General features: G+C 58.3%; 18 protein-coding genes and 1 tRNA gene. 12 read left to right on the plus strand and 7 right to left on the minus strand.

Features of this window, described 5'->3' with window-relative positions; all coding sequences use genetic code 11:
- Nucleotides 1–180: 180 nt before the first annotated feature.
- The 3 genes from BMZ32_RS19075 to BMZ32_RS19085 are packed head-to-tail and all read left to right on the plus strand — an operon-like array spanning nucleotide 181 to nucleotide 3,746.
- Entirely contained in the window at nucleotides 181–840 is a 660-nt protein-coding gene (locus BMZ32_RS19075) for a paraquat-inducible protein A (protein ID WP_090245081.1), read from the plus strand.
- A complete protein-coding gene (locus BMZ32_RS19080; RefSeq protein ID WP_090245084.1) occupies nucleotides 827–1,450 on the plus strand; it encodes a paraquat-inducible protein A in 624 nt (207 codons plus the stop codon). Before BMZ32_RS19075 ends, BMZ32_RS19080 begins: the two co-directional genes overlap by 14 nt.
- Nucleotides 1,443–3,746, plus strand: a complete 2,304-nt coding sequence (locus tag BMZ32_RS19085) for a PqiB family protein (RefSeq protein ID WP_090245086.1) — start codon at nucleotides 1,443–1,445, stop codon at nucleotides 3,744–3,746. Before BMZ32_RS19080 ends, BMZ32_RS19085 begins: the two co-directional genes overlap by 8 nt.
- Nucleotides 3,747–3,877: 131 nt before the next feature.
- Here BMZ32_RS19085 and mksF read toward each other — a convergent pair whose 3' ends face one another.
- The 3 genes from mksF to mksB all read right to left on the minus strand — a co-directional run bounded on the left by mksF (nucleotide 3,878) and on the right by mksB (nucleotide 8,745).
- Nucleotides 3,878–6,712 carry an Mks condensin complex protein MksF gene (gene mksF, locus BMZ32_RS19090; RefSeq protein WP_090245089.1) on the minus strand — a complete coding sequence of 945 codons (2,835 nt, stop codon included), beginning with the start codon at nucleotides 6,710–6,712 and terminating at the stop codon, nucleotides 3,878–3,880.
- A complete protein-coding gene (gene mksE / locus BMZ32_RS19095; RefSeq protein ID WP_090245091.1) occupies nucleotides 6,709–7,404 on the minus strand; it encodes an Mks condensin complex protein MksE in 696 nt (231 codons plus the stop codon). Before mksE ends, mksF begins: the two co-directional genes overlap by 4 nt.
- Before the next feature lie 99 nt (nucleotides 7,405–7,503).
- Nucleotides 7,504–8,745: an Mks condensin complex protein MksB gene (gene mksB / locus BMZ32_RS19100; protein ID WP_090245094.1), complete on the minus strand. Its 1,242-nt coding sequence runs from the start codon at nucleotides 8,743–8,745 to the stop codon at nucleotides 7,504–7,506.
- Between the two features lie 321 nt (nucleotides 8,746–9,066).
- On the opposite strand from mksB, the gene BMZ32_RS19105 reads away from it, so the two are divergent.
- The 8 genes from BMZ32_RS19105 to BMZ32_RS19140 all read left to right on the plus strand — a co-directional run bounded on the left by BMZ32_RS19105 (nucleotide 9,067) and on the right by BMZ32_RS19140 (nucleotide 18,357).
- Complete coding sequence (locus BMZ32_RS19105) at nucleotides 9,067–10,164, plus strand: carboxynorspermidine decarboxylase (RefSeq protein ID WP_090245097.1); 1,098 nt, start codon at nucleotides 9,067–9,069, stop codon at nucleotides 10,162–10,164.
- 114 nt (nucleotides 10,165–10,278) lie between these two features.
- Nucleotides 10,279–11,523: a saccharopine dehydrogenase family protein gene (locus tag BMZ32_RS19110; RefSeq protein ID WP_090245099.1), complete on the plus strand. Its 1,245-nt coding sequence runs from the start codon at nucleotides 10,279–10,281 to the stop codon at nucleotides 11,521–11,523.
- 286 nt (nucleotides 11,524–11,809) lie between these two features.
- Nucleotides 11,810–13,357 carry a 2-isopropylmalate synthase gene (locus tag BMZ32_RS19115; RefSeq protein WP_090245101.1) on the plus strand — a complete coding sequence of 516 codons (1,548 nt, stop codon included), beginning with the start codon at nucleotides 11,810–11,812 and terminating at the stop codon, nucleotides 13,355–13,357.
- Nucleotides 13,354–14,160 carry an energy transducer TonB gene (locus BMZ32_RS19120; protein WP_090245104.1) on the plus strand — a complete coding sequence of 269 codons (807 nt, stop codon included), beginning with the start codon at nucleotides 13,354–13,356 and terminating at the stop codon, nucleotides 14,158–14,160. Before BMZ32_RS19115 ends, BMZ32_RS19120 begins: the two co-directional genes overlap by 4 nt.
- 57 nt (nucleotides 14,161–14,217) lie before the next feature.
- A complete protein-coding gene (rimI, locus tag BMZ32_RS19125; protein WP_090245107.1) occupies nucleotides 14,218–14,670 on the plus strand; it encodes a ribosomal protein S18-alanine N-acetyltransferase in 453 nt (150 codons plus the stop codon).
- A gap of 134 nt (nucleotides 14,671–14,804) precedes the next feature.
- The gene (locus tag BMZ32_RS19130; protein ID WP_090245109.1) at nucleotides 14,805–16,715 is read left to right on the plus strand and encodes a bifunctional metallophosphatase/5'-nucleotidase; all 1,911 of its coding nucleotides are present in this window, start codon (nucleotides 14,805–14,807) and stop codon (nucleotides 16,713–16,715) included.
- 88 nt (nucleotides 16,716–16,803) lie between these two features.
- Complete coding sequence (gene can, locus BMZ32_RS19135) at nucleotides 16,804–17,448, plus strand: carbonate dehydratase (RefSeq protein ID WP_090245112.1); 645 nt, start codon at nucleotides 16,804–16,806, stop codon at nucleotides 17,446–17,448.
- A 3-nt stretch (nucleotides 17,449–17,451) separates the two neighbouring features.
- Nucleotides 17,452–18,357: a DMT family transporter gene (locus BMZ32_RS19140; protein ID WP_090245114.1), complete on the plus strand. Its 906-nt coding sequence runs from the start codon at nucleotides 17,452–17,454 to the stop codon at nucleotides 18,355–18,357.
- Between the two features lie 54 nt (nucleotides 18,358–18,411).
- Here BMZ32_RS19140 and BMZ32_RS19145 read toward each other — a convergent pair whose 3' ends face one another.
- Nucleotides 18,412–19,071 (minus strand): DUF3313 domain-containing protein, encoded by a 660-nt coding sequence (locus BMZ32_RS19145; RefSeq protein WP_090245118.1) that lies wholly within the window; start codon nucleotides 19,069–19,071, stop codon nucleotides 18,412–18,414.
- 401 nt (nucleotides 19,072–19,472) lie between these two features.
- On the opposite strand from BMZ32_RS19145, the gene BMZ32_RS19150 reads away from it, so the two are divergent.
- Nucleotides 19,473–19,549, plus strand: a tRNA-Met gene (locus BMZ32_RS19150).
- A gap of 63 nt (nucleotides 19,550–19,612) precedes the next feature.
- Here the strand turns inward: BMZ32_RS19150 and BMZ32_RS19155 are convergent.
- From BMZ32_RS19155 to BMZ32_RS19165, 3 genes are all read right to left on the minus strand, one after another.
- Nucleotides 19,613–20,050: a hypothetical protein gene (locus BMZ32_RS19155; protein ID WP_139213977.1), complete on the minus strand. Its 438-nt coding sequence runs from the start codon at nucleotides 20,048–20,050 to the stop codon at nucleotides 19,613–19,615.
- Between the two features lie 62 nt (nucleotides 20,051–20,112).
- Nucleotides 20,113–21,105 (minus strand): phage integrase, encoded by a 993-nt coding sequence (locus BMZ32_RS19160; protein ID WP_090245123.1) that lies wholly within the window; start codon nucleotides 21,103–21,105, stop codon nucleotides 20,113–20,115.
- Nucleotides 21,102–22,385 carry a hypothetical protein gene (locus tag BMZ32_RS19165; protein WP_090245125.1) on the minus strand — a complete coding sequence of 428 codons (1,284 nt, stop codon included), beginning with the start codon at nucleotides 22,383–22,385 and terminating at the stop codon, nucleotides 21,102–21,104. Before BMZ32_RS19165 ends, BMZ32_RS19160 begins: the two co-directional genes overlap by 4 nt.
- Nucleotides 22,386–22,523 lie beyond the last annotated feature (138 nt).

A 22,523-nucleotide genomic window follows, 5' to 3' on the forward strand; every position in this document is an offset into this window, starting at 1 on the left:
GGTTTCCCCATGTGAGAGTAGGTCATCGTCAAGCACCTACACCAAAACCCCCGATCAGGAAACTGATCGGGGGTTTTACTTTGCGCGTCAAAATCTTCGTGCCTGCAGGTACGCCTTAAATCAGCAACATGTACGACACGTGGCTATGATTATCTGCGCTTTCTTCAAAGAGTTTTTTCTATGGCCGACCCAGCACTCTCTGCATCACTGACCGAGCTTAAGCTTGAGCAGCTCATTGCCTGTCACGAGTGCGATCTGCTGTTACGCAAGCCCATCTCCTCCATAAATGAACGGGTGGAATGTCCGCGTTGTGGCTATGAACTGTATACCCATCGTACTCATGTCGTGCGGCGCAGTATGGCGTTGGTGATGACCGCTTTGCTGCTTTATGTGCCGGCTAATTTCTTGCCTATCATGCAGCTCAACCTGTTGGGGCAAACCACTGAGGATACGCTCTGGACAGGCGTTCTGGGGCTGTATAACAGCGGTATGCAGGGCATTGCCGTTGTGGTGTTTCTTTGCAGTATGGCCGTACCGCTGATTAAGTTGTTGTGCCAGTTTGCGGTGTTGCTGAGCATTCGTTCAGATATAGGTCGCAGCTATGGCCTGCTGCTCTATCGCATTTATCACCATATGCGTGAGTGGGGCATGCTCGAGGTTTATCTGATGGGCATCCTAGTCGCCATCGTGAAACTGGCCGATATGGCCGACTTGCGCATCGGGTTGGGATTGTTCTGCTTTATTGCACTTCTGCTGGTACAGGTCTGGTTGGAGGTGACGATGTCACCGCATCAGATTTGGCAAGCCTTGTCCGAAGAGGATCAACATGCGAGCGATTGATGCCGGACTGTTGATTTGCCACGAGTGCCACCAACTCAACGCTGCTCAGGCTGAAGAAGGTAAACAATTCTGTAGTCGTTGCGGTGCGCACGTCCACTCGCGCCGGCCGAATAGTCTGGCGCGCACTTGGGCGCTGTTGTTGACCGCTGCTGTGTTGTATATCCCAGCCAACCTACTGCCGATTATGACTGTTAACACGTTAGGCCAGGGCCAACCCGATACCATCATGTCCGGTGTTATCGAGTTGATGGAGCACGGCATGCTGCCGATCGCGGCTGTCGTCTTCATTGCTTCGATTGTGGTGCCTACCTTCAAGTTAATCGGTATTGCCCTATTGCTGTACTCCATACAACGGCATCAACCAATGTCGCCTCGACAGCGCGTAATGATGTTTCGCTTTATCGAGTGGATAGGGCGCTGGTCGATGCTGGATATTTTTGTTATTGCAATATTGGTAGCTGTAGTCAACTTCGGTAGTTTGGCGAGTATTGTGCCTGGCTATGGCGCCACGGCTTTTGCCAGTGTCGTGGTGCTGACTATGTTGGCCGCTTTAACTTTTGACCCTCGCTTGATATGGGACAACACAGATTCGGATGACGACCATGAATGATTTGCCATTGGCCAAGACGCGCCCAGCATCAAACTGGTCGGCTATTTGGGTGTTGCCGTTGATTGCGCTGCTGATTGGTGGCTGGCTGGGCTGGCGTGCTTACAACGAAGCCGGTATCGAGATCCAGGTGATGTTTGCCAGTGGCGATGGTATTCAGCCAGGGAAAACTGAGGTGATCTTCAAAGGCATGCCAATCGGTAAAGTTACCGCGTTGGAACTGGATGACAGTGGCGAGCGGCGTGGTGTACGCGCCACGCTGGAAATGGATAAGCGGGTCGAGGAGCACCTGCGTACCAATACACGCTTCTGGTTGGTCAAACCGAGCGTTTCGCTGGCGGGCATCACCGGGCTGGAAACCCTTGTTTCGGGTAACTACATCACTGCCAGTCCGGGCGATGGCGAGCCTACGCGTGACTTCACTGCGCTGAGCGAGCCGCCGCCATTGGCCGACACTGTTCCTGGTTTGCACCTAACCCTCAAGGCTGACCGGCTTGGCTCGCTGAATAGGGACAGCCCCGTTTTCTATAAGCAGATCCAGGTGGGGCGAGTGAAGAGTTATGCCTTGGTTGAAGACCAGAACTTTATCGAGGTGAAAGTATTCATCGAGCCAGAATTTGCGCCTCTGGTGCGCAAACATACGCGTTTCTGGAATGCCAGCGGTGTATCCATCGACGCTGGGCTTTCAGGCATAAAGGTGCGCACGGAGTCGCTGGCAAGCATCGTTGCAGGGGGGATTGCCTTCGCCACTCCTGATCATCGCAAGGACAGTCCACCGACTGATCCAAGCCTGCCATTTCGTCTCTATGAAGATTTCGACAGTGCCCAGGCTGGTATTCGTGTCTCGCTCAAACTGCATGAGTTTGAAGGGCTTGAGCCGGGGCGTACGCCTGTTATGTACAAGGGCATTCAGGTCGGCCACCTGAAGACCTTTAAGGTTGATGATGATCTCAGTGGCGCTCAGGTTGAGTTGATGCTCGACCCGCGCACAGAGGATTACTTAGTCGAGGGCACTGACTTCTGGATGGTCAAGCCATCCATATCCCTGGCAGGTATTACTGGGCTGGAGGCGCTGGTCAAAGGGAATTACATTGCGATTCGCCCGGGTGAACAGGGCGCAGAGCCGCAGCGTGACTTTGTCGCAAGAGCCAAGGCGCCGCCCCTTGATTTGGCATCTCCTGGCTTGCATTTGGTGCTGTTTAGCGACGTGCGTGGTTCTTTGGAAGTTGGGAGCCCGATTCTGTTCAAGCAACTTAAAGTCGGCTCGGTGCAGAGCTATCAATTGTCACGGGATAACAAGCAAGTGGCGTTTGGCGTGCACATTGAGCCTGAGTATGCGCACCTGGTTAACAGCAGCACGCGTTTCTGGAATGCCAGCGGTATTACCTTGAAAGGCGGGTTGTCCGGTGTCGAGGTCAAGAGTGAGTCGTTGCAGACGCTGCTGGCAGGTGGTATTGCGTTTGAAACACCAAATCCGCAGGCGGCGAAGAGTGGCAAACGAGTGCAGCGTTTCGCCCTGTATAGCAGCCAGGACACTGCCCTCGAGAAAGGTATCGCCTTGACCATACGGGTACCCCGTGGTGACGGCCTGAGTGAGGGCACGGCGATTCGTTATAAAGGGCTGGATGTTGGTAAGGTCGAGCGCATTGAGCTGACGGATGATTTGCAGGCGGTGATTCTGCATGCGCGTGTGACCCAGGCCACTCAACAGATTGCCCGTGCCGGTACACAGTTCTGGGTGGTCAAACCGGAGGTCAGTCTGACCCGTGCGGCTAATCTGGAAACCCTGGTCAGCGGGCAATACCTAGAGGTGCGGCCGGCGAATAAAAGCGGTGCGGTACAAACCAACTTCACTGCTGCTGAGTCGGCCCCGACGCAGAATGCCCGTGAGCAGGGGTTACGTTTGGTACTGAGTGCGGCGCGCCGAGGCTCGATCAAGCCGGGTGTGGTGGTCAGCTACCGTGAAGTGCCGGTGGGCAAAGTGACACATTTCGAGCTAGGCCCGACATCGGATCGGGTGCTGATACATATCCTGATCGAGCCACGTTATGCGCCGTTGGTGCGCAGCGCGAGTCGTTTTTGGAATGCCAGCGGCATCGGTGTTGATGCGGGGCTGTTTAGCGGTGTGAAAGTGCGTACTGAGTCGCTGGAGGCGTTATTGGAGGGCGGTATTGCCTTTGCCTCGCCGGACAACCCGCAGATGGGGGGGCCAGCTCGGCCGGGGCAGACCTTTGCCTTGCACGATGAGGTGAACGAGGAGTGGTTACGCTGGGCGCCGAAGATAGCCCTGGAGCACTAACCGACAAGGGCCGCATTGCGGCCCTTGTGTTTTGCGGTGTACTGACGTGTATCCGCTTGGTGGGTTATGCAGCGTCTGGATGCTTCGTGTTATCGACGGTGCGTGCCTGCGCCGCTCACCCACCCTAGGCTTTAGGCGGGTTCGGCTATTGCGCTGGTCTTTTCGACATTAGCCTTATCGCTGTCTCGGCGCTGGATATATTTCCAATCCGCTTCGTCGATATAGATGCCATTCGGCCCGCTGCCACCTTCCAAGTCGATGGCCACGTGGGCGGATACTTGCGGTTTTACCGACGCCAGAATTGGCACAAATCCCAGCTGCAAGCTGGTTTCGATCAACGCCTGCTGGTTCTTCTCGTCAATATCCGCCGCCTCGTCCAGGTAGTAAGGCAAGCGCACCTTGCCAGCCTGATCGCGGTCTATCAGGTGGAGCAACAGGTACATGTTGGTCAGTGCCTTGATGGTCATGGTGGTGCCGTTGGAGGCGGCGCCATCGATGTCGGTGTGGATCACCGGTTGGCCATGCACCTTGGTGATCTCGAAGGCCAGTTCGAAGAGGTCTTTCAAACCAAGCTGGTTGTGATTGGCGGCCACCAGGCGCGACAGGTATTCCTTGGCTTCATCGTTTTTGCTGTCCTGATCGCTGCTTTGCTGCAGGTCGAACACCGAGAGGGTTTCGCCTTTTTCATACTGACCGGCGCTGTGGATGATCTGGTCGATATGCTTGAGTGCGTCCTTGTTCGGCGCCAGGACGATGCGGAAGCTTTCCAGGTTGGAGACCTGGCGCTTGTTGATTTCGCGGTTGAACAGCGCCAGCTGGTGTTCGAGGTTGTCGTAGTCGCTGCGGATATTGCGCAGGGTACGGGCGATGTCGGTAACGGCGGCGCGGCGCGCTTTGGCCAGGGTGAGGGCTTCGTCCTGGCGGTGGGCGTAGGCGTTGACCAGCAAGTGCAAGCGACGCTCAACATCATCTTCACTGTCGAACTTGGCCACGCCCTTCAGGCGCACTTGCGCATAGAGCGCCTCGATCTGCCCGTCTATGCGCTGCAGGCTTTGCCAGGCGTCTTGGTAGTCGTTGAGCAGCGGCAGCAGGTTATCCAGGCTGTCATCAATAGGGTCAGTGAATGGTGTGCCGAAGGGCAGGTCCGCCGGCAGTAACTGGCGACGGCGCAAGGCGTCTTCCAGCGTGCGCTCCTTGGCTTCCAGGTCGGCGAGTTGACGGCCGACCAGTTGCAGCTTGGCGGAGAGCTGCTGTACGCGTTCGGTAAAAGCATCCGAGGTGCGCTTGAGTTCGTCCTGGGCCGCTTCCAGCTGGGCCAGCTGTTCCAGTTTGCCGTTTTCTTCGACAGCCAGGGTTTGGCTGCGGCGGAAGTCTTCCAGGGCCTTCTGTGCATCCAGTACGGCCTGATACAGCTGCTCGGCTTGGGCCTTACTCGCCGCACGGTCCGAGGCAACGGCCTGCTGGGTTTTCAGTTGTTTGTATTCGCGGTCGAGGCGGTCTTTTTGATCACGCAGGGCCGCGCGGTCGGCCAGCGCTTGCAAGGCGGGTGGTTCGATATGCGAGAGGTCGATGGACAGGCCCGGCACCTCAAAATGTTCGCCTTTGAAGCCATCGAGAATGGCTTCCAGGGATTTCACCCAAGCATCGCCCTCAGCAACCTGAATGCCTTTTTCACCCAGCGGTAGGCTGAATAACTGGCCGTTGAACAGGCGCATCAGACGATCGACGCCGGCCTGGGAGAATTCTTCGCGCAGGCGTGAGTAGCTGTTGTTGTCGGCGTGTTCGAGCTGCTGCTTCACCGATTTTAGGCGTTTTTCCAGGTCGCGTAGGCGCTCATCTAAATCTTCAGCGGAGAATTGCCGCGACTGTGCCAGAGCACCGGCCAGTTCGTCGTGGGCGTCTTTGGCGGCGAGCAGTTGTGCTTCCAGTACTTTGGCATCATTGACCAGGGCGAAGCGGTTTTTCAGTACCGCCAACTCACCCAGCCAGCGCTGAATTTCGCTGATATGGCGCTCCATGCGCATCAGCTCGGCGGTGCCGCCACGCTGCTCATGTTGCAGGCCGTCTTGTTCGCCTTGGTAGTGCTCGGCCTGGATCACCAGCTCCTCGCGCCGCGCGCCGGCATAGTCCTGCCAGGCGCCCAGCAGTGAGTCGAGCAGCGGCGAGATACGGTGCAGTTTGCCGCGCAGCAGTTCGCGTTGGCTGACACCGGCCGCCAGGGCTTCGATCAGCGGGCCGGCGGTGACCAGTGCCTGGTAGTCCTGCTCCATGCGCCGCACGTCACGGAAGGCTTCCTCGGTGGCGGCGATGTAGTCGACGCTGCCCGAGCGCAGGCTGTGTTCGAAGGCGTCGAGGAACAGCTGCTTGAGTTTGGCGGCAGTGATCTCGCGCATGTGCAGCAGGTTGATAAACAGTGCGCGGAAGGTCTTCAGGCTCTGCTCGCTGGTGGAACGCAGCGGAATCAGGGTCAGGTCCAGCGGCACCGAGGTGTGCCCGCCGACTAGCAAGCGGCGCAGTTCCTCGGGCTTGAGTTCGTAGGCCTTGATGCCTTCGCGCTCCAGGGCATTGAACAGTTCGCGTTGGCGCAGACAGGTGCCGTTTTTCTGGTAGTGCTGAAGATCCAGGGTGCCTTGGTAGGCGAAGAACTGGTGGCCGAAACCACCGCCCGGACCGCGTCCGGCCACGCCGATCACATGGGGGCCGTGGGGTAGTACCACCTCAACCAGAATGTAGCTGGTGTCACTGGCGAAGTAGAACTTGCGCGATTGCTCCAGGCTGTATTTGCCGAAGCTCATGTCGGACATGCGCGCCAGAATCGGGAATTGCAGGGCGTTGATCGAGGCGGATTTGCCCAGGTTGTTGGCGCCATACACCGACAGCGGATTTTCCAGCGGGAACAGGCCGAGGCTGTAGCCGGCGGTATTCAATAGGGCGAAGCGGCGGATGCCGTAGCGTTCCTGGCTCATGCGTCGATCTCCTGGGCAGCACGTTCTTCGGCCATGGCGCGGGCCAGGGCGTCTTCTTCGGATTCGTCCATGTCAGCTTCGGCGAGGCTGATGATTTCGTCTTCTTGTTCATCGTCGAGCAATACAGGGGTGGGCAGTGGCAGGCTGCTGTGCAGGGTGGCCGCGAGGTCGCGGTCCTGTTGCACACTCAGGCACACATCGAGGAAACGGTGCATGGGCGCGAGAAAGCGGTAGATGCCGTTGTCCTCGCTGGCAAAGCCCAGCTGTGTCAGGCGGCGCATGACTTTTTCTTCCAGCTCTTCAACGCTGGTGACTTCGGCCTGGAGGAACAGGTCGCGGTACTTGTCCAGCAGCGCAGGCAGTTCGTCACGGCCGAGGCTACCGCCATCGAGCACGGCCAGCGGGTCGCGGCCTTGGTCGGCCAGATGCTCCACCAGAATAAAGGTGAACAGTGCCAGACGCTGGGCGGTCTTGTTGACCTGCGCGCCCATTTGCTCAGGGACGAAGTAGTAGAAGCCGCGGCTGTCGCAGGTCAGCTCATAGCCCAGAGCTTTGAACAGCGCGCGGTACTGGTCCTGCAGGTTGGACAGCTGAGCATACAGCTCCGGGTCGCGGCGGCTGACGTGGTAACCCTTGAACAGCTCACGGAAGATCGGAGCAAGTTGGGTCAGTTCTTTCAGGTCGATATTCATACGCAATGCTCGCAGGCAGTCGTAGGGTGGAAAACCGTGTTTTCCACCGGGCAGTCGGAGGTGGTGGACAAGCTGCGCGTTGTCCACCCTACGCAAGATTCAAGCATGGGGGCTGCTCAGCAAGGCAAAGGAACTTAGGCTGAGCTGATGCTCGGCAGTCAGATAGTCGCGGCGCTCAAGGCGCTCGCGTTGGAAGCGAGCGTCGCGCGAGAGGCGTGAAAACCAGTAGAGCAATTCATCGGTGGCGCCTTCGGGCTCCTGCTCCAGCAGCCAGACCATCAGGTCAGGCAGCGGCAGCGCTTGTTCACAACGCTCGAGCATTTCGCGCGCGGTGCGTGGCGCGCGCGGGGCTTCGCCCTTGCGTGTGGTGTGAGCTTTGGGAAATTGCGCAGGCTTAGGTTCGAAGCGGGCCAGGGCATAAACATAAGCCTCGACCTGCGAGGCGGTGCCGAGAAAGGTGCTTTGCGGGCGGCTGAACAGCGGCAGGGAGGCCTGCGGCACGGCGTCCAGGCCTTTTTTACGGATTGCCGCCAGGGCCAGGGCTGCGCCACGGGTTACGGCGTTATGCCGGCGCGCCTCTTCGCGTAGGGGTAACAGCAGCTCGCGAGCACGGCGCAGGGTCAGCTGGGCGGTGGTCTGCATTTCCAGAATGCGCGCGTGGGTGCGCAATAGCAGGTCATCGTCAACCAGTTGGCCGAGGCGTTGCTGTTCGCTGAGCAAACGCAGCAATACATGTTCGACGCGGTACACGCCCTGTTCGAAGGCGCCGTCGGCGGCGACCAGCTGGATCATCGGCTCGACGTACTCATCCCAGGTCGCCAGTACTTCAGCGTAACGCTGACGCAGGGGGATCTGTCGGTCGCTGGTTTTGGCCCGGTCGGCCACGGCAACCAGCGCCTGCTCATCGTTGGCCAGCTTCTTCAGTACATCGCGTACGCGCATATCCAGCAGGCGCAGTTGGCGGGCCAGGTCGTTGGCGTCGCGCACCTCAAACGCATCCTTGATATAGCCCGCCAGGCGTTCGAGGTGACGCAAGTAGGCTTCAATCTCCAGGCACAGGCCCAGGCGATGCTCGCGGCGCAGGTAGGCGAGGAAGTCGTGAATCTGCGCATTCAGCTCAAAGCGATTAGGGCTCTTGGCCACCGGCACCAGGATATCCAGGCGGATCCACTGGTCGAGCAGTGCGGTGATGTCGGTTGGCGTGCTTTCAGGCAACTGCGTACCGAGTTGGTTGCGCAGCTCAACCAGGCTCAAGGTACCGGTATCAAAGCGCTCACAGAGCGGCTCAAGCAACGACCAGTGTTCAGCAAGGGCGCGCAATACGCGCTTGGGATCAATCATCGGGGCATCCGCTCCGCGGGCTTTGCGCTAAAAATTGGCGATTGTACTGCATGCTATGGCCAAGCCTTGAGTGTCAGTTATCGGCTGCTGCACTGCCGTTTGTCATGTCGCTGTCATCGCGTATAGGGATCCTGTCAGCCTGTGGCTGGCGCTGCATGGCCGGGGGGATTACCTGTATGTGCCATTAGTGGATATGTAATCGACGAAATACCCCCCTTGCTCTTTCGATATGCGCCGGTTGTCGGCACAATTCGCCCCCACTTTTCGGGGAGGGATCAGCATCGCTGATTGCCTGCCTGCCGACCTTGCATAGGCATCGAGATGATCAAGACACCTTACTACCTCATCGATAAGCAAAAGCTGCTGGGTAATCTGGAGAAGATCGCCTATGTCCGCGAGCACTCAGGCGCCAAGGCGCTACTCGCGCTTAAGTGTTTCGCCACCTGGTCGGTGTTCGACCTGATGCAGCAGTACATGGACGGCACCACCTCGTCTTCCTTGTACGAGCTCAAGCTCGGTCGGCAGAAGTTCGCCGGTGAAACTCATGCGTACAGCGTGGCGTGGGCTGACGATGAAATCCCTGAGATGCTGGCTAACTGCGACAAGATCATCTTCAACTCCATCGGCCAGCTTGAGCGTTTTGCCGAAGCCTCTGCCGGCAAGGTGCGTGGCCTGCGCGTTAACCCGCAGGTGAGCAGCTCGGATTATTTGCTTGCCGACCCGGCGCGACCATTCAGCCGCCTCGGCGAGTGGGACCCGGAAAAGATCGCCACGGTGATGGATAAAGTCTCCGGCTTTATGTTCCACAACAACTGCGAGAACGGCAGCTTTGAGCTGTTTGATCAGATGCTCGGCACCATCGAAGAGCGTTTCGGCCATCTGCTGCAGCAGGTTGAGTGGGTCAGCTTGGGTGGCGGTATCCACTTCACCGGCGAAGGCTATCCGCTGGATCAGTTCTGCGCGCGGCTCAAGGCCTTCTCCGAGCGTTTCGGCGTGCAGGTGTATCTGGAGCCGGGCGAAGCGGCGATTACCCTGAGTTCCTCGCTGGAAGTCACGGTGCTCGACACTCTCTACAACGGCAAGCACTTGGCCGTGGTCGACAGCTCGATCGAAGCGCACCTGCTTGATCTGCTGATCTACCGGCTCAACGCCAAGATGGAACCCTGCACGGGCGAGTACACCTACATGGTGTGCGGTAAGTCGTGCCTGGCAGGCGATATCTTCGGTGAGTACCAATTCGATCGTCCGCTGACCATCGGCGATCGTCTGTCGTTTATCGACGCTGCGGGTTACACCATGGTTAAGAAAAACTGGTTTAACGGCCTGAAAATGCCGTCCATCGTGGTGAAGCAACTCGACGGTAGTGTTGAGGTGGTTCGCGAATTTGGTTTTGACGATTACCTGTCCAGCCTCAGCTGACCGGTAGGGTGGGCAACGCTCTTTTTGTCCACCATTGCGATCGCAATGGTGGACGGATGAAGCGCCGTCCACCCTACGAGCTGACAACTGGCGGTTAAAGGAGAGATAAAGAAATTGAAAAAGAACGTTCTTATCATTGGTGCAGGAGGTGTCGCCAAGGTGGTGGCCCACAAGTGCGCACAGCACAACGACGAACTCGGTCGGATTGCTATCGCGTCGCGCAACATCTCCAAATGCCAGGCCATCATCGACAGCGTAAAGGCTAAAGGCAGCTTGAAGCAGCCGGCTGAAATTCAGGCCTATGCCCTGAATGCGCTGGATATAGAAGCAACCAAGGCACTGATCCGCGAAACTGAATCGCAGATCGTCATCAACGTGGGTTCCTCCTTCCTTAACATGTCGGTGCTGCGCGCCTGCATTGATACGGGTGTGGCCTACCTTGATACCGCTATTCACGAAGAACCGGGCAAGGTCTGCGAAACGCCACCTTGGTACGGTAACTATGAATGGAATCACCTGGCCGAGTGTCAGGATAAGGGCGTGACTGCCATCCTCGGGGTCGGTTTCGATCCGGGCGTTGTCAATGCCTATGCCGCACTGGCGCAGCAACAGTACTTTGACACGATCGAGTCGATCGACATCCTCGACGTCAACGCCGGTTCCCACGGCAAGTACTTCGCCACTAATTTCGATCCGGAAATCAATTTCCGTGAGTTCACCGGTCAAGTTTGGAGCTGGCAGAACAGCCAGTGGACCAGCAACAGCATGTTTGAAGTCAAGCGTACGGATGACCTGCCGGTAGTCGGTGAGCAGAGTCTCTATCTGACCGGGCATGACGAAGTGCATTCCCTGTCCAAGCACCTGAACGTACCTAACGTGCGCTTCTGGATGAGTTTTGGTGAGCACTACATCAACGTGTTTACTGTGCTCAACAGCCTGGGCCTGCTTTCTGAGCAGCCGGTTAAAACTGCTGAAGGCCTCGAAGTCGTACCGCTGAAAGTAGTCAAGGCTGTGCTGCCTGATCCGTCGTCGCTGGCGCCGGGTTACAGCGGTAAGACCTGCATTGGTGACCTGGTCAAAGGCACTAAAGATGGCAAGCCGACCGAGCTGTTTATCTACAACGTGGCCGACCATAAAGACGCCTATGTTGAGACCGACAGTCAGGGCATTTCCTACACCGCTGGCGTGCCGCCGGTAGCCGCTGCGCTGCTGGTGGCGCGTGGTGAGTGGGACGTGTCGCGTATGGCCAACGTTGAAGAGCTGCCGGCTGCGCCGTTCCTCAAGTTGCTCGACGTGATGGGTCTACCGACCCGGATCAAGGACAAGGATGGCGATCGTCCTTGGGATCAAGCGCTCTGATCGGCTAGCGCTAGCTCGATCGATTAGCCTGAAAACGCCCACCATTTTGGTGGGCGTTTTGCTTTCTGGTGCAAATTCACCGTCGCCTGTTGCGGGTGGATGTAAAGAGCGACATCCACCCTACGTGCAGGCTTGTGCGATCAAACCGTGGGAGGGGCTTTAGCCGCGATGGGGCGTTGGTGTGCGCCGCGCTTCCCGCCTGCGGCATTTCACGCGACAATCAACCCCTATCGACACGCGCCCCGACGTCGGGTGCGTGCTACGGCGACTCCGTGAGGAAACCAGCATGAGCAGCAGCGATCGCGTCATTATTTTCGATACCACCCTGCGCGACGGCGAGCAGAGCCCTGGCGCGTCCATGACCGGTGAGGAAAAGCTGCGCATCGCCAAGGCCCTGGAGCGTTTGCGTGTCGATGTGATCGAGGCGGGTTTCGCCATTGCCAGCCCGGGCGATTTCGCCGCGGTCAAGGCGATTGCTGACAGCATCAAGGACAGCACGGTGTGCAGCCTGTCGCGTGCCCTGGACGCGGATATCGACCGCGCCGCCGAAGCGCTTAAGGGCGCCAACTCCGGGCGTATCCATACCTTTATCGCCACCAGCCCGATTCACATGCAGTACAAGTTACGCATGCAGCCGGATCAGGTGGTTGAACAGGCTGTGCATGCGATTAAGCGCGCACGCAATCTGTGCAGCGATGTCGAATTTTCCTGTGAAGACGCCGGGCGTTCGGAGCTGGATTTTCTCTGCCGTATCGTCGAAGCCGCGATCGATGCTGGCGCGCGCACCATCAATATTCCCGACACGGTTGGCTATGCGATTCCGCATGAGTACGCAGAAACCATTCGCCAACTGCTTAACCGCGTACCCAACGCCGATAAAGCGGTGTTCTCGGTGCATTGCCACAACGATCTGGGTCTGGCCGTAGCCAATTCCTTGGCCGCGGTTGTGGCGGGTGCGCGGCAAGTGGAGTGCACCATCAACGGCCTCGGTGAGCGCGCCGGCAACGCCGCGCTGGAAGAGATCGTCATGGCGATCAAAACCCGTGCTGACCTGTTGGGCGTGCACACGCGCATCGATACGCCGCATATCCTCAGCACCTCACGCATGGTTTCCGGCATCACCGGTTTTCCGGTGCAGCCGAACAAGGCCATTGTCGGCGCCAACGCCTTCGCCCACGAGTCGGGCATTCACCAGGATGGCGTGCTCAAGCACCGCGAAACCTACGAGATCATGTCGGCTCAGTCAGTGGGCTGGCACACCAATAAGCTGTCGCTGGGCAAGTTGAGCGGGCGTAACGCCTTCCGCTCGCGCCTGGATGAGCTAGGGATCGTGCTGGCCGGGGAAAGCGAGCTGAACGCCGCCTTTGCCCGCTTCAAGGATCTGGCCGATAAGAAGCACGAGATTTTTGACGAAGACCTGCAAGCCCTGGTCTCCGACACCCTTAGCGAAGAAGCGCCGGAGCACTTCAAGCTGGTGACCCTGGACGTAGCGAGCAAGACCGGTGAAGTGCCGCAAGCCCAAGTGGTGATCAGCGTTGATGGCGCCGAGCACAAAGCCAGCGCTCATGGTTCAGGCCCGGTCGATGCGACCTTCAAGGCCATTGAGTCGGTCGCCTGCTCCGAGGCCAGCCTGCAGTTGTATTCGGTCAATGCCATTACTCAAGGCACCGACTCACAAGGTGAAGTCACCGTGCGTCTGGAGAAGGGCGGGCGCATCGTTAATGGCAATGGCGCTGATACCGACATTCTGGTGGCTTCGGCCAAAGCCTATATCAATGCGCTGAACCTGATGCAGGCTGGGCAAAAAGCTCACCCACAGGCGGCTGACGTTTGATCACAGAGCTACGTCGACGTGCCTACCTGAGCGCTATGCAGGTGGCCAGCTGGCTGCCGCGTGTTGAGTTGCCGTTTGCTGCGCTCTCGCGCCCTGAGCTGCTGCAACCGCTCGTTGAGCCCGAGCCCGCCGCTGCCGTGCCACAAGTAGTGGCTGAAGCGGTGCCAGCCTACGAGCCACCGCGTGCAGAAGCGGCCGTTGTCGCGCCAACGCCCCGCCCCAAGATTGAAGTGCCACGTCCGCAGCCTCAGGGGCGTATGGCCAAGGTTGAAGCTGCGGCAGTTGATGCCGAAACGCCAGTGGCGCCGCCAACGCCCGTCGCGCCTCCGCGTTTTGCCCTGCAATTGCTGCGCGCGGGTGCCTGCGCCGTGCTGGTTGAATTACCTACCGGTGAGCCGCTGCAGGGCCGCGACCCGGCGTATCTACTGCTCAAGGATCTGCTGCGCGCTGCCGGCTTGCCGGACAGCCCGCAATTGATTGGCGAGCCGGTGCGCTGGCCGCTGCTGGCGCGGGGCCAAATCGACCAAGGACCAGATGCGGCGCTGGAGTTTGTGCAAAGTTTTGTCGGTGCGCGCCTGGAAGAGCAGGAGCCTTGCAGCTGCTTGTGGCTGGTCGGTTTGCCGGCCATTCGGTTTGCCGGCGAGGCGGATGCTGATGCTTACAACCGCGAGTTACAGGTTGAAGGGCTCGGCGCTGCCTGGGCATTGCCAGGCCTGGAGTTGCTGATGGATGAGCCTGAGCGCAAGCGTGAGCTGTGGCAGGCCATGCGCCGCGTGCGCCAGCGCTGGTTGGCCGCTACGTGAATAGACCTTTTCCCGGCCTGTGGGCCGCGGTTCCTAACGCTTGCCGAGTCAACCTGAATGAGTGATGCAATCAGCTTTCGCCCGATGACCGCGGCGGATATCGATACGGTGCTGAAAATTGAATACGCCGCCTTCAGCCACCCCTGGACGCGCGGCATTTTTACCGACAGCCTGACGTCCTATAACTGCTGGGTGATGTTTGAGGGCGAGCAGCAAGTCGGTCACGGCGTAATCCAGATCATCATGGATGAGACGCACCTGCTCAATATCACCGTCAAGGCTGAAAGTCAGGGCCGCGGCCTGGGCCTTAAACTACTTGAGCACCTGATGCAGCAAGCTCAGGCGCAGGGGGCCAATGACTGTTTCCTCGAAGTGCGTGCGAGCAATCAGGCGGCTTATCGTCTCTACGAGCGCTACGGTTTTAACGAAGTCGGTAGGCGCCGCGATTACTACCCCGCTGTCGGTGGTCGCGAAGATGCGCTGGTGATGGTCTGCCCGCTGTTTGATTAGGGCATGCCGTGTGCCTGACACGATTGGCTACCGCGCGCGGCGTGATCCGCCGCTGACCTGACGCCGGGCTTGTCGCATACTGCGGCGCTGCCCTCAGCGGCAGTTGTGCTCGGCCCATTGCCTAAGGATTTGTCATGCGCTTGTCTGCTGCGTTGCTCGCGGTGTCTTGTCTATTTGCCGCCGCTCAGGCCTCCAGCGCCGAGCGCAGTTTTACCATCTTGCACACCAATGACTGGCAATCGCGCCTGCTCGGCTTTGGCCCGAACAACGAATACACCCCTGCTGCCACCGGCGATGATGACACCGTTGGCGGCGTCGCGCGCCTGGCCACCTTGCTGGCGCAGCGCCGTGCCGCCGCAGGCGAACAACCGGTGCTGCTGCTTGATGGCGGTGATTTCAGCATGGGCACGCTGTTTCACACCGTTACCCGCGAAACCGGTGGCGAACTGCGCCTGATGACCGAACTGGGTTATGACGCCGCGACCCTCGGTAATCACGAATTTGATTTTCGTCCGGCCGGCTTGGCCGCGATGATCAGCTCGGCGTACAAGATCAAGGGCGATGCGCTGATGCCGCTGCTGTCGAGCAACCTGGGTTTCGACCACGTGCGCAAGGAAGACGACAGCTTGCAGGCGCACGTTGAGGCTGGGCGCATCCTGCCGTACAAACTGATCGACAAGGGCGGTATCCGTTTTGGTCTGTTTGGCCTGCTCGGTAACAACGCCGTAGCCGTCAGCCCGATGATCAAGCCAGCGGTGTTTGCCGACCCGGTCGTGACCGCCCAGGCCATGGTTGCCAAGCTGCGCGAGGAGGGCGCCGAGGTGGTGATTCTGCTCTCGCACATGGGCGTGGTGCAGCAGGACGATGGCAACTGGCGCGGCGAAGAGGTTGAGCTGGTCGAGCAAGTACCAGGTATCGATATCGTGGTCGGTGGTCACTCGCACACGGCCCTGGCGCAACCTGTGCTGGTCAATGGCCGCACGCCAGTGATGCAGGCCGGCTCGGAGATCCAGCACCTGGGCGAGCTGCACATGCGTCTGTCGGCGGATGGTAAGCCGCAGGTTGTCGATTACCAGCTGCACCCAATCAACGACCAGATTGCCGGCAGTGCGGTGGTCACGGCCCAGGTTGAGGATTTTAAACAGATCGTCAGCGCGCAGATGCTGGCCCCCAAGGGTTACACCTTCGATCAGCCGCTGGCCAAGGTCGACAAGACCCTGACCCGCGAGTATGACGACCCGATCCTCGGCAATCTGGTCACCGATGCCCTGCGCCATGCCACGGGCAGCGATGTGTCCTTCACCGGCAATGGCACCATCCGCGACAATTTGATTCAGGGCCGCTATGGCGTGCAATCGGTGTCTGACTTGTTTCGCATCGCTCCGCTGGGTGTGGGGGAGTTCGATGATGCGCCGGGTTATCCGTTGATTAAGGTATATGTCACCGGCCATGAGTTGAAGAGTCTGCTTGAGGTGTTGCTGCTGGCGTATCAAGTGCGTGCAAGTAAAAGCTATTACCCGCGGGTGTCGGGGCTGCGCTTCAGCTACAACCCTTGGCGCGTGCCGTTTGACCGGGTCAGCCGGATTGAATTGGGCGACCCGCTCAAGGGCTACACGCCATTGGACCTGGCCGATCAGCGGCTCTACAGCATTGGTGCGACCAGCTATGTCGGCAGCTTCACCTGGCTGGTCAGCGACTTGACCAAGGGCTTGCTCAGCGTGCAGCCCAAGGATGCTCAGGGGCAGCCGCTGGCCGCGATCAAGGAGGCGATCATCGATGCCGACCCGCAGCAGCCCGGCGTGCAGGAGTACAAGGAGTGGCAGGGCCTGCTCGACCATATTCGCAGCTTGCCTGATCTGGATGGCGACGGCTTGGCCGACATTCCGACTCGGGGCGCAGCGGCCGAGCAACGCATGCGGCGTGAGCCGAGCCTGCAACCGGCTGAACTGTATCGCTATGCCGGAACGCTGCAGTGGGGCGTGAGCCTGGTGCTGCTGGCGGGCGTGCTGCTGATTGTCTGGCTGCTGCGCCGCCGTCGAACCTGAGCCGGTCGGCTGTGACTGCAGGGCGTGCATGCTTGTAAAAAGCCCGTGGCGCTCCTATGGTGCGCATCGACGAACCCGGGAATGAACCATGAGCGATCTACAGCACCTCTTCGATAACAACGCACGTTGGGCGGAGGCGATCAAAGAGGAAGACCCTGAGTTCTTCGAAAAGCTGGCCAAGCAACAGGTGCCGGAATACCTGTGGATCGGTTGTTCCGATGCGCGCGTGCCGGCCAATGAAATTGTCGGCCTGTTGCCGGGTGATCTGTTCGTGCACCGCAACGTGGCTAACGTGGTGCTGCACACCGACCTCAACTGCCTGTCGGTGATCCAATACGCGGTCGATGTGCTTAAGGTCAAACATATCCTGGTCACCGGTCACTACGGTTGCGGTGGGGTGCGGGCCTCGATGCAGGATGGCCAGCTCGGCCTGATCGATGGCTGGCTGCGCAGTATTCGTGACCTGTACTACGAACACCGTGAGCACCTGGCGCAATTGCCCAGCGAGGAAGAACAGGTCGACCGCCTCTGCGAACTCAACGTGATCCAGCAAGTGGCTAACGTCAGCCATACCACTATCGTGCAGAACGCCTGGCATCGCGGTCAGTCGCTGTCGGTGCATGGCTGCATTTACGGCATCAAGGATGGCCGCTGGAAAAACCTTAATGTGGCGGTCAGCGCTATGGAACAATTGCCGCCGCAATACCGCTTACGTCCGCTCGGGCAGAACTGAGGCATGCGGCACTCTGCACGTTATGCGATTGCTGGTCTGCTGCTTGCAACGCTTTGTTGGTCGGGTAATGCTTTGGTGGCGCGAGCCTTTGCCGGCGAGATCCCGCCGTTTGCCTTGTCGTTCTGGCGCTGGAGCCTGGCACTCGTCCTGTTGCTGCCTTTTGTAGCCAAGCCGCTGTGGTTACATCGTAGTGAGCTGCGTGCGGCTGGTTGGCGCTTGCTGGTGCTCGCCGGTGTCGGTATCGCCGCTTACAACAGCCTTTTGTATGCCGCCGCGCAAACCACCGCCGCGATCAACATCACCTTAGTCAACACCTGCCTGCCGTTGATGACCTTTATTGGCGCTGGCCTGTTACTCGGCGAGTGGCCACATCGACGCGCTTGGTGGGGTATGGCGGTAGCCGCGTGCGGTTTGCTGGTGCTGATCAGTAAAGGCAGCTGGGCCAGCTTAAGCGGCCTGGCATTCAACAAGGGCGATCTGGTCATGCTGCTGGCGGTGGCCGACTGGGCGCTCTATTCATTGTTGCTCAGGCGCTGGGCTGCTCATTTGCTGCCGATTCCGCCGCTGGCGCTGCTCGGTGTGTTGATGCTGCTGGGCGTACCGCTGATTCTGCCGTTTTACCTGTATGAGCTGGCTCAGGGGGCACATTTCAGCCTGAGCTTCGGCAATCTCGCCGCCATTAGTTACACCGCGGTCTTCGCCTCATTGCTTGCCTATCTCGCGTGGAACCACGCCATCCGCGTGCTTGGTGCAGCCAAAGCGGCGCTCTCCAACTACCTGATGCCGGTATTTACCGCCGTTCTGGGTTGGTTGCTGCTAGGGGAGGGGCTGCAGGGTTATCACTGGTTTGGCGCGGCGCTGATCTTTAGCGGATTGCTGCTCGGTACGCGGCGCTCGCTGTTGCGCTAAACGAGCCCTTCCACCGCTTGGCTAGAAGCGCCAAGTGGGCGGGGGGCTTCCTTCTTATTTAAAGGTCAGCACGTCGCGAGTCAGGTCGTCGATGACCGACTTCAGGTCGTCTGCGGTGATCGGTTGGCTATCATTGCTCAGGGTTTTACCAAAGCCCTTACGCACAACGCGCAGCATGGTTTTACCTGTTGTGGTATCGACCAGCTCGCCTTCCAGGTACAGCTCGGTGTTCTGATCGCGCGCGCCGCTGGCTGTCATGGCGCCGGCGAGCACCAAGGCAACCGGAATGATTTCATACGGCTTGAGGCCCTCGGTACTGGCAGTGACGCCGGTAATTGCACCGCGGAAGGCCAGGGTGCCTGGGCCAGCGCTGAAACCTACGGGTTTTAAGCGGCTAAACATGGCCTTAGACAAGCGGCTGTTGGTGTAAGCCAGCACATCCTGCAGGGTCTTCTGACTTAGACGCTCAGTAGGCAGCGGCTCAGGATGGAAGCGCACCGGTTGGTAGATGATGTTTTGATAGTTGGCCACATCGAACGACGGATCGACCCAGCGCAATACGGTGCTGCTACCGCTGGTCTTGGTAGAGCTCAAGCCCTCATAGCTGGACAGAAAGCCCGAGTATTGCGATTGATTAGCCGTCTTAGTTGTACAGCCGCCCAGTGCGACAACGACAGTTAACAGGCCACCTACCATCAATTTTGTTGTCTTCATCGATACAACTCCATGTGTGTGAACCGACTTTGTGTGAAAAAGATAAATCAATGGCTAGCCGCCTAATGTGTGGGGCGGTTGTACCGGCGCTGCGTTAACCGGGGGGCACGGCAAGGTGATAGCCACACGGAAGCCCTTGGCATTTCTGGCTAACTTCAAATAGGGTTGGGTCGATCTAGCCTAGCCGTAGTTAGCGCCACAGACTTGATCGTAAAGGGCGAAGAGAATCGAAACGGCTAACGTGCAGAATGCAAAGCGCAAGAAAATTTTACGGACGTCTTAACAATAGAGCTTTAGCGCTGTAAGTAGCGCCTTGCATGTAAGCACTTGATCAGGCGTGTAAATTTTCTGCGAAGAAGGGTTGACACATATGCCCAAGGCGCGAATAATGCGCGCCACTCGGCTACGTAGCTCAGCTGGTTAGAGCATAGCATTCATAATGCTGGGGTCCGGGGTTCAAGTCCCTGCGTAGCCACCAAACAAAACAAGGGTTTGCCGAAAGGTAAGCCCTTTTTTGTGCGCGCGAGTGACTACAAGGTGACTACGGCGTGCCCACGTCGATACCTTTGGCTTTCAAGTCAGCCCGGAGAGCCACAAGCTGCAGCTTGGCTATTTCAAGCTGGGTCGCAGCCATCTCATCAGCTATCGGCTGAAGCCGCTTGTACCAATATCCAAAACCAAAAAAGATCCCCAGCGTACCCAAGGTAGAAATTATCTGGGCGGACGTAACATAGGTTTCTTTGTCAGCCACAGCGACTTCAATCTGCTTCTCCAATGCCTTGAGCCGAGAAGCCTGTTCAACAGACAGAGCCTCCTTCGACTGTAATGACTCAATCTCAACCCAGTGTTCAAAAGCCACTCCGTTGGCAGCATTGGTCGCCCAGATAATTGTGCCAAAGGCAGAAATCAGCAGAACTAGAGAGAAGAGAGCGACAAACTTATAAAGATTATCCGTAGGAAGTGGAATCTTACTTTCCATGTAGCACCTCAGCTGAACTAAACGAGCCGAGTATGCCCGGATTCTTCTAATAAGCTGAATAGTCATGGAAGGGCCTTGTGCCCGCATTGAGCAAGCGGTGAAAGCCTTAGAGCCGACTCCAGATGATCAGGCGACAGATGTGCATAGCGCATGGTCATGGTGATGGAGGAATGCCCAAGGATGCGTTGCAGGCTGAGGATGTCGCCACCGCCCATCATGTAGTGGCTGGCAAAGGTGTGGCGGAGGATGTGAGTTAGCTGACCCGGCGTATCGAAGCCGCAGCGCTCATAGGCACCACGGAAAGCCGCCCTGCAGGACATAAAGAGCCTACCGGTTCCAGGCATAGCCACCTTTAACGCGGCCTCTTCCACTTCCTTGGGTATCGGCACCGATCGGGACTGGCGATTTTTGGTGCGGTGGAAATGCGCCTTACCTCCGAAGATGGCAGCACGCCCCAAGCTTTCGGCTTCATCCCAGCGCGCACCAGTGGCCAAACAAATCAGAGCAACTGGGTATGTGTGGTTGTTGCTGGATCGACGGCACTCTTCAAGCAGTTGGTTGATCTGTTCCAGGGTAAGAAACGACAGCTCTACTTGGTCGGTCTTGATCTGACGGATATTGGCCAGCGGGTTTACCCCAGTCCAGGCACCTAGACGGATCAGCTCAGAGAACACTGCCGACAGGTAGCGCTGCTCATGGTTGACGGTATGCGGTGAGGCTTCCTTTAAACGCGCCTGCCGATAACGCGCCCAAGCCAGCGATTCAAACTGTGATGCCTGCGGATTGCCCAACCGCTCGACAATCGCCTTGGTGCGGGAAAGTCGGGCTTTATGGTCTTTGAGTGAGCAGCCGTGCAGGTCATACCAGACATCCACCAAATCGGATAACCGATCATCCAGCGGTCGACCAGTCTGGTTGTAGGTGGCGAAGTAGTCCGACTCATATCGCTGGGCTGCAGCCTTGGTCAGAAAGCCTTTCTTACGAACACGTCGACCAATACGACCATTTTCGTAGAAGTCAGCCGTCCACGTTTTGCCGTCTTTACGTGCAGTCATACAGCCCGGCCCCAGCGAATATGCCGTTCCTCAAGGATGCCTTTGATGTGCTTATACAAGCCGTCTTCATCCATACCCTTAGCGGCATAGTGGTCGCGGATCACTGGCCAGCATTCCCAATCCTTGAGCCGGTGAAATGCTCGCCTAGCGCCCACTCGCTCCCGTGCCAGCAGGCTTACGAAGTTTCCCAAGAAGAGTTCCACATTCTTGCCAGAGAAGCCCCGCGAGGTCTTGTATTGACGCTTGTACTCAGTGCTATCAACCAGGGAATCAACCGGAAGGTCTACGCGCACGTCATCACGGAAAAGCGTCCAAATGGGCTCAAAGTAGCCAGGCCGGGCCAGTAGCTTGAACTGGCGCAAGCCATAGCGCCAAAGGCCGTCGAGGTGCGGAGCAAAGGCGGCGTAGCTGTTGCTGTCGATGGCTTGGCCGCTGTGCAGATCAACCGAGCCGCTAGCGAACTGTTGAATAACAGAATGGTGGTAGCGCAGCTCAACACGCCATACATCTTGAGTGGGGTCGTAATTCTCAGGGTCGTTTTCATCGAAGCTGTCACGGGCACGCCAGACACCTTCCCAGTAGTCGAGCTTGTCAGTGGCGCGGGCCTGTAGGGTTTTGTTGTAGATACCGAGCTGAACGCTTCCAGCGGAGCCGAACAGGAAGGATTGCCCCTTGCCGTAGGTCGCAGACTCTAACGTCCATTGGATCTCTTTAATGCCCGAAATATCACGCACAGCGCGTGAACGGCAATGCATCCGGGCGACTAGATCAGCAGGAGGCGTCCAACCTTGCAGGTCTAGGGCAAGGTGAACCGCACACTGGTTGCGCTCAATATGGGTCAGCACATGTTCTGCATAGTAATCGAGGCGCTGTTGCAGGCGCTCTGGCGAGAAGCGGTCGATTGCATGGGGCGACACTTCGATTTTCAAGTGCGGGCCGATGTTGTCTAGCTTGGCGTTGAAGTTCTTCACCAGCAGGATGATCCCCAGGTCAGCATTCTGGAGTTTGTACTGGTAGCCAGAGTCTTTACCCACACGGCCCGAATGCCAGCGCTGACCGGCGAAATCAACCAGGGTGCCAGGCTTGTCGAACAGCGCCATGATTTCCGGGCGGATCATGCCCCGGTACAGCTGGCGCACGGTGTCGACGCCACAGCGAAGCAGGCGAACGCCTGATAGGTCAATGAAGCCGATCTGGCCCGGATCAACAAACAACCGACTTGCCGGGTTTTCTAATCCGGTCTCTATGTCGAGTCTTGTGAAGTCTTTTGCCTTAGCCATTTTTCACCCAATACTCTGGTTTAATCTGGTTCTACTGTTTTGTTTATCTGACGTGCTACAGGGACGTCACCGGGCGCTCTCGGCGCGCCCGGCGAGGTCTCCCGCTGCGCGCAAACCCTCGCCGGGCCGCCAGAGCGA

This window comes from Pseudomonas guineae, from assembly GCF_900113745.1.
In the GTDB taxonomy this organism is placed as follows: Bacteria; Pseudomonadota; Gammaproteobacteria; order Pseudomonadales; family Pseudomonadaceae; genus Aquipseudomonas; species Aquipseudomonas guineae.

Coding starts and splice junctions, on each gene's coding strand:
- mksB (WP_090245094.1), bottom strand. CDS start 8,745: ATGATTGATCCCAAGCGCGTATTGCGCGCCCTTGCTGAACACTGGTCG.
- BMZ32_RS19085 (WP_090245086.1), top strand. CDS start 1,443: ATGAATGATTTGCCATTGGCCAAGACGCGCCCAGCATCAAACTGGTCG.
- BMZ32_RS19080 (WP_090245084.1), top strand. CDS start 827: ATGCGAGCGATTGATGCCGGACTGTTGATTTGCCACGAGTGCCACCAA.
- rimI (WP_090245107.1), top strand. CDS start 14,218: ATGAGTGATGCAATCAGCTTTCGCCCGATGACCGCGGCGGATATCGAT.
- BMZ32_RS19105 (WP_090245097.1), top strand. CDS start 9,067: ATGATCAAGACACCTTACTACCTCATCGATAAGCAAAAGCTGCTGGGT.
- mksF (WP_090245089.1), bottom strand. CDS start 6,712: ATGAGCCAGGAACGCTACGGCATCCGCCGCTTCGCCCTATTGAATACC.
- BMZ32_RS19145 (WP_090245118.1), bottom strand. CDS start 19,071: ATGAAGACAACAAAATTGATGGTAGGTGGCCTGTTAACTGTCGTTGTC.
- mksE (WP_090245091.1), bottom strand. CDS start 7,404: ATGAATATCGACCTGAAAGAACTGACCCAACTTGCTCCGATCTTCCGT.
- BMZ32_RS19155 (WP_139213977.1), bottom strand. CDS start 20,050: ATGGAAAGTAAGATTCCACTTCCTACGGATAATCTTTATAAGTTTGTC.
- BMZ32_RS19165 (WP_090245125.1), bottom strand. CDS start 22,385: ATGGCTAAGGCAAAAGACTTCACAAGACTCGACATAGAGACCGGATTA.
- BMZ32_RS19115 (WP_090245101.1), top strand. CDS start 11,810: ATGAGCAGCAGCGATCGCGTCATTATTTTCGATACCACCCTGCGCGAC.
- BMZ32_RS19140 (WP_090245114.1), top strand. CDS start 17,452: ATGCGGCACTCTGCACGTTATGCGATTGCTGGTCTGCTGCTTGCAACG.
- BMZ32_RS19160 (WP_090245123.1), bottom strand. CDS start 21,105: ATGACTGCACGTAAAGACGGCAAAACGTGGACGGCTGACTTCTACGAA.
- BMZ32_RS19130 (WP_090245109.1), top strand. CDS start 14,805: ATGCGCTTGTCTGCTGCGTTGCTCGCGGTGTCTTGTCTATTTGCCGCC.
- BMZ32_RS19075 (WP_090245081.1), top strand. CDS start 181: ATGGCCGACCCAGCACTCTCTGCATCACTGACCGAGCTTAAGCTTGAG.
- can (WP_090245112.1), top strand. CDS start 16,804: ATGAGCGATCTACAGCACCTCTTCGATAACAACGCACGTTGGGCGGAG.